Raw genomic sequence first — 6136 nt, 5'->3', positions numbered from 1 at the left:
GCTTGGGGTTTTCGTTCGTCCACCCGACGCAACCGTCAGATGGCCGGCAAGGTCGCCACGGACATTGATCTGTAGCACCTTGTCGGACGGCGTGAGAACAATCGCCTCAGTCAGCGAGCGGATCACCTTGGCTACCTCCTGGCACTTTTCCTCCAGTTCGGATAAACTGTCAGAACCTTTATTGAACTGTTTCATTCATCAAAAATGAATAAATGTTAAAAAATGGGCATATGAAAATTATAGATCTATTTTTGAGTGTGAAGAGCCTGAGGCAAGAATGAAAAATGCAACGTATTCAATCTACACGTTTGAAAGTTATCATGGGAAAGAAGTCTTTGCTGATCCTAGAACTGGGCGGATCATGCAAGGAGAGGGTCAAGAATACCCTCTTATTTTAATTGAACTTCACAATTTTCCTAACACGGGAATAATTTTTTCACCTGACTCTTCGGTCAAAGATCTTTCATTCCCAAATTCTGAAGTAATTCCAAATTTTATTCCTGTAAATCTTCAGTCGTATGAAGAGCTTGGAGTGTGCGCATTTCAAGAAATTCGAACGGGAAATTATCTTCGTGCTGTAAATTCAAGTAATACTATTGATAATTTTGCAGCAGAAAATAGGAATTGGGAAAAATTTTCTCTTTATAGGAAAAAAGAAAATTTCATTAATGCTGAAAATAAAGTTATTTCTATAATAAATAAAATAATCGAAGATTATACAGGCTGTATTGAAATAATAAATTCCTTTAATGACATAGAATTTTTAAAAAATATTTTTAGTGTAATTATAAAAAATACCATTTGTTTGAATAAAATAATTGAAAATAAAGAAAAAATAAATGACCAAAAAAAATATAAATTGCTAAATGAAGTGAATAATGAAAATATTTTCTTTAAATCTTATAATGAATTTAAAAATAAAAATGCAATTAACGCATTTATTAATTCTAGTTTTGGTGTAAAAAGCAATGTAATAAAAGAAATTTTTGGAACATATAATAAAAATATACCAATATCTTTTTCTACATTAGAATCTGTAAGTAATACTCTACTATTTAATAATAAAAACATTCAGTCAGAGTTAAGTTTTCTTTCCTTTCCAGCAGGTCTGGTGAGCGGTGATAATTCATGCGTTTTAGGGAAGGATGGACATGTTTTTCTGACTGAAGGTTCTAATCGACTCCGTGAGCTTTGTCTGATGGATAACAATGCCCCTGAAGCTCATAATATCTCGGAGAAGTGGTTAGGCCTGATTAGAGAAAGAAAAGAAAAAATTTTACGTCGAGGTAGTAAATTTATTCAGGTAATTGTTCCTGAAAAAGTAAGCGCGATGCCAGATTATTTTGTGGGAGATTTTTTTGGTCCTACAGCTTATTTAAAGAACATAGAAGATAATGACATATACGAATATATAAGTTGCCTCGATATATTTTCAAATATAAACACTCAGGATGCTTATAAAAGGGTTGACACTCATCTGCAGCCATTAGGAGCATTTTCTATATTTAATGCTATTTCCGAAAAATTTTTTGGTCAAACATTTCCGACACCTCAGTTTTCTCGACAAAGAATAAGTGGAGGCGATTTGAGTTATCGTTTCTTTGGTCATGGCGTCAGAGAAGTCATTTATGAAGCAGAGATGAGTGAAGAGACTCGTTTTAGAAAATTAGTAGAAAATATCCTTCCACGGCCTGGAGCTCACAATGGGCAACGGAATGTCTGGAGAAATAGTCAGGCTCCCTTAGACTTAAAAGTTGTGGCTTTCGGGAATTCATTTTTTGGATCAGGGTTAGATCAATGTTGTCTGGGATGGTGGTTTTCTCATTTCTGTAAAGAATTTCATCATTTTTGGTCCCCTGAAATTGATTATGATTATTTGGATGCAGTGAATCCTGATTTCGTCATTTGTCAGACAGCCGAAAGATTTTTAGGTCGGGTACCACAAGCTTAAGGGAAATAGCATGAGTAATTCGATCATATTGTATGGCATCAAAGCCTGTGACTCTATGAAAAGAGCCCAGCTCTGGTTGACTGATCATGGTATTGATTACGCATTCCATGACTACAAGAAGAATGCGATCGCAAGGGCGGTTCTTGACGGTTGGGTCGGTCAGGTCGGTTGGGAAATATTGCTCAACAAGGCTGGCACGACGTTTCGCAAGCTGCCACCAGAGCAGAAGGAAGATATGACCCAGGAGAAAGCTATCAACTTGATGCTAGCTCAACCTTCCATGATCAAACGACCTGTTCTGGAACGTGAAGGCAAGATCGTGTGTATAGGTTTCAAACCTGCCGAGTACGAAGAGCTATTTGCGAGCTAAACTCCATGCTTACGGCATGAGGTTTAGCATCTTGATTTTGCGATGAAGCGTAGAGCGGCTGATGCCAAGCGTCCGAGCTGCCGCGCTGACATTGCCCTGCGTGGTGGCTAGGGCTGAGCGGATGACGTGGACCTCGGCTTTTCGGAAACTCAGCTCATCTTCTGAGTCCAGAAAGTTCATCAGAGCAGGCAGGTGCTCCAGTTCGCCTTCCGGCCAGTGCATGCGTTCCCGGCTCGCATGCGTGGCACCCTGCACATGCCCATCGGTATTCAGCGCAACCAGCGGCGTTGAACTCGCTGTCGCCAGACCCAGCGTAATGATCGTCTCGTTGGGGAAAAATTCCCGGAACAGCCTTTCTTCGATCTTACGAGCCGTGGTCGTCATGGTCTCCATCAGCAGACCTGCAAATGGCAGGATATCGTTCCCCGCAAAGGAACAGATGTTCAGAACACCTGCCAGTTTTCCACTAGCATTATAAAGAGGGGCGGCAATGCCGGTCAGGCCCCGGAAGCATAGCCGCCAGTGCTGGCTTTGAAGCACCATGACAGGCTTCTTTTCCTGAAGGCATGTTCCGATGCTGTTGGTGCCGGCATTCGCTTCGTCCCAGAGTGCACCAGCCTGAAAACCCCACCGACGGCATCCTGTCAGGTCGTCACGGCTGGTCTGGCGTGACAGTACAACGCCATTTGCATCAGCCAGCATCACGGTAAAGCCGAGCGCCATCACCATCGTATGCAGGCGCTCCATTTCTGGCAGCGCATGCTGGATCAGGAGACGCGTGCGGTTGCTGATAAAACGCAACTCCGGCTGGCTCAGAAGACGTGTTTCCCACCGCTCTGCCGGGTCAAGGTTATAGCTCGTGGAGCACCGGATCCATGACTCGGACAGACCGGTTTGTGGCGTAATGCCGGTCATGAGTGTCTCTCGATTTTCAGATGTGTCTCAGAACTGCGACAGGTGGCGACGATGTAGTCACAATCGGGTGAAAGAGATCCGATCATGGATAGCGTTGCGCGGGTTGTGGAAGGAACAAGGCAGTCAGAGTGCGTGACTGACTGGTGCCCGTATCTTTCAGACGAAAGTTTCGTCCACCGGTAGCTCTCACCTTTCTGTTGTAACGCTCTTGGCGAGGGATTGGATGCATGGATGAGAAACAAGCTTTTCAAGACAATCATCCGGCCGGCAGGGACAGACCTGCGCAGCAGTTTTCTGCCCTCGCACAGTCATATGGGGGACGGATCATATCCTGCTCCTTAAGCGATTAAGAGAGACAAAATATTTCAGAAAAAGTGGTTTTCCATATTTTTGAAAAACGAGGTGTCATGTCTTCTTCTCTCCAGAGGGTGCTGTCTCCAGTAACCTCTATCCTGCTCGCGCTTGTTGGGCTGTTCCTGCTGGGTGGGGGCGGTTATCTGCTCGTGCTCGGTGGGTCCTGGTTCTATGCGCTGGCTGGTCTCGTCATGCTTGCGGCGGCTGCCGTCAGCCTGAAGAACCCGTCTCAGGCAGGCCGTATTTATGCAGGTCTGCTGCTGGTTGCCACGATCTGGTCTGTTGTTGAAGTCGGCTTCAACATCTGGGGGCTGGAAGTTCGTCTGTTCACTCTGGTGGGCATTGCCTGCTGGATGCTTCTGCCGTGGGTCTGGCGCTCCAATGCGTCCTGGGCTGCGGACAAGCGCGAACTGGCTGGTTCTGCTGCCATCGCCGTTGTGGCGATCGTTGCAAGCTGCTTCACGTCCTATTCCATCAATGGCACGCTTCCGGCCGAGCGTATGGCTGCATCTGGTCAGGTTGACGAGACCGGCAAGGGCACGCCCGCAGCTGACTGGCCTGCTTATGGCCGGACGGTGGGCGGTGATCGTTACAGCCCGCTGGGTCAGATCACGCCTGCCAACATCAGCAACCTGAAGCGCGCCTGGGTTACCCAGACAGGTGACGTCCAGAAGGCTGACGAAGGCGTTGTGGCTGGTCCGGATCAGGGCCACGAGTTCAACCTCGAGGTTACCCCGATCAAGGTTGATGACACGCTCTACCTTTGCACGCCGCATAACTGGGTCATGGCCCTTGATGCCGCAACGGGTAAGGTGAAGTGGAAGTTCGATCCGAAGCCTGCTGCTGAAGATCTGGCTGCCAACGTCTATCTCGCCTGCCGCGGCGTCTCTTACTACAAGGCTCCGGACGACTATACCGCTCCTGATGGCTCCAAGGCCTGCCAGAAGCGTATTTTCTCCCCGGTTGGTGACGTTCGTCTTCTTGCTGTCGATGCTGAAACAGGCAAGCCCTGTGAAGACTTCGGCGAGCACGGCTTCATCTCCCTGCGCCAGTATCTTGGTCATGTGCCGCATGGCTTCCACTTCGTGACGTCTCCGCCGCTGGTGGTGAAGGATCGTGTGGTTCTTGGTGGCTGGATCTTTGATAACCAGGCGAACTTCGAGCCGTCCGGTGCAATCCGTGCGTTCAACCCGATTTCCGGTGAGATCGAGTGGGCATGGGATGCCGGTCACAACCCGGAAAACTGGAAGCCTGGCCCGAACGACGAGCTGACGCGTGACACTCCGAATGCATGGGGCGTTTACACGGCAGACGAGAACCTCGGCCTGCTTTACCTGCCGATGGGTAACTCCCCGCCGGATAACTGGGGTGGTTCACGCCGTCCGTTTGACGATGCAACCTCCAGTGCAACGATTGCTCTCGATATCGAAACTGGTGAGCGTCGCTGGACTTTCCAGACCGTGCATCACGATCTGTGGGACATGGATCTGGCCATTGGCCCGTCAATGGTTGATCTGCCAGGCCCGAACGGTGAAACCGTCCCGGCTCTGATCCAGACCACGAAGCGCGGTGAGTTCTTCGTTCTGGACCGTCGCACAGGCAAACCAGTTCCGGGTTACCCGGTTGAGGAACGTCCGGTTCCAACTGCTGGTGTTGCCGCAGACGACCATGTTTCTCCGACGCAGCCGTTTGCTGTTGGTCTGCCGTCTCTGACGCCGCCAGACCTCAAGGAAAGCGACATGTGGGGCGCGACGCTGCTGGATCAGATGATCTGCCGCATCCAGTTCCGTCAGTCCGCTTATGAAGGTCAGTTCACGCCGCCGCATGTTGGCAAGACGACCATCGTCTATCCGGCATTCTATGGTGTGGTTGACTGGCAGGGTGCGTCCATCGACCCGCAGCGCAAGCTGCTGATCGCCAACGCCAGCTACCTGCCATTCCGGATCCGTCTGGAGAAGCGTAACCACGCTGAAACCAGTGGTATCCTGCCGAAGTGGGACGGCAAGGGTGACAAGCCTGAAGCCAAGGGCGATGCGCTTAGTGTTTCTCCTGACTACGGTACGCCTTACATCGCTTACACCAGCCCGTGGCTGAACCCGCTTCAGATCCCCTGCAAGGGACCAGTCTGGGGTACGATCACCGCTATCGATCTGGTGACAAAGAAGATTGTCTGGCAGCATCCGGTTGGTACGACGCGCGACACCGGTCCTTTCCGGACGCACAACAACCTTCCGCTTCCGACCGGCATGTACAACATCGGTGGCAGTGTCATCACAAAGGGTGGCGTATCCTTCATGGGTGCGACGGCTGACGATTACCTGCGTGCCTTTGATGTCTCGACCGGTAAGGTTATCTGGCGTGACCGTCTGCCGGCTGGCGGCCAGGCAACCCCGATGTCCTATCAAATCGGCGAGAAGCAGTATGTTTTGATCGCCGCTGGCGGTCATGGGGGCCTTGGCACCCGCAGCGGTGACTATATCATCGCTTACACGATTGACGGACAGCAGGGCGCAGCCGCGCACTGATCTGGCCTTATTACTGCTGGA

Annotated in this window: 4 protein-coding genes; 3 read left to right on the top strand and 1 reads right to left on the bottom strand. The window is 49.6% G+C overall.

Annotation, left to right across the window (positions count from 1 at the left end; genetic code table 11):
* Window positions 1-277 precede the first annotated feature (277 nt).
* A complete protein-coding gene (locus R5H23_RS13225; RefSeq protein WP_317215719.1) occupies window positions 278-1951 on the top strand; it encodes a hypothetical protein in 1674 nt (557 codons plus the stop codon).
* 10 nt (window positions 1952-1961) lie between these two features.
* Entirely contained in the window at window positions 1962-2321 is a 360-nt protein-coding gene (locus tag R5H23_RS13220) for an ArsC family reductase (RefSeq protein WP_317215718.1), read from the top strand.
* A gap of 9 nt (window positions 2322-2330) precedes the next feature.
* Here R5H23_RS13220 and R5H23_RS13215 read toward each other — a convergent pair whose 3' ends face one another.
* Window positions 2331-3236, bottom strand: coding sequence for a helix-turn-helix domain-containing protein (locus R5H23_RS13215; RefSeq protein ID WP_046900841.1), 906 nt, complete (start codon window positions 3234-3236; stop codon window positions 2331-2333).
* 407 nt (window positions 3237-3643) lie between these two features.
* Here R5H23_RS13215 and R5H23_RS13210 point away from each other — a divergent pair, with 407 nt between their 5' ends.
* Entirely contained in the window at window positions 3644-6115 is a 2472-nt protein-coding gene (locus R5H23_RS13210) for a membrane-bound PQQ-dependent dehydrogenase, glucose/quinate/shikimate family (RefSeq protein ID WP_099213264.1), read from the top strand.
* Window positions 6116-6136: the final 21 nt, after the last annotated feature.

Origin of the sequence: Gluconobacter sp. GP1, from assembly GCF_032913585.1 — a bacterium.
Classification (GTDB): domain Bacteria; phylum Pseudomonadota; class Alphaproteobacteria; order Acetobacterales; family Acetobacteraceae; genus Gluconobacter; species Gluconobacter cerinus.
This window is presented reverse-complemented; position numbering and strand designations above follow the sequence as displayed.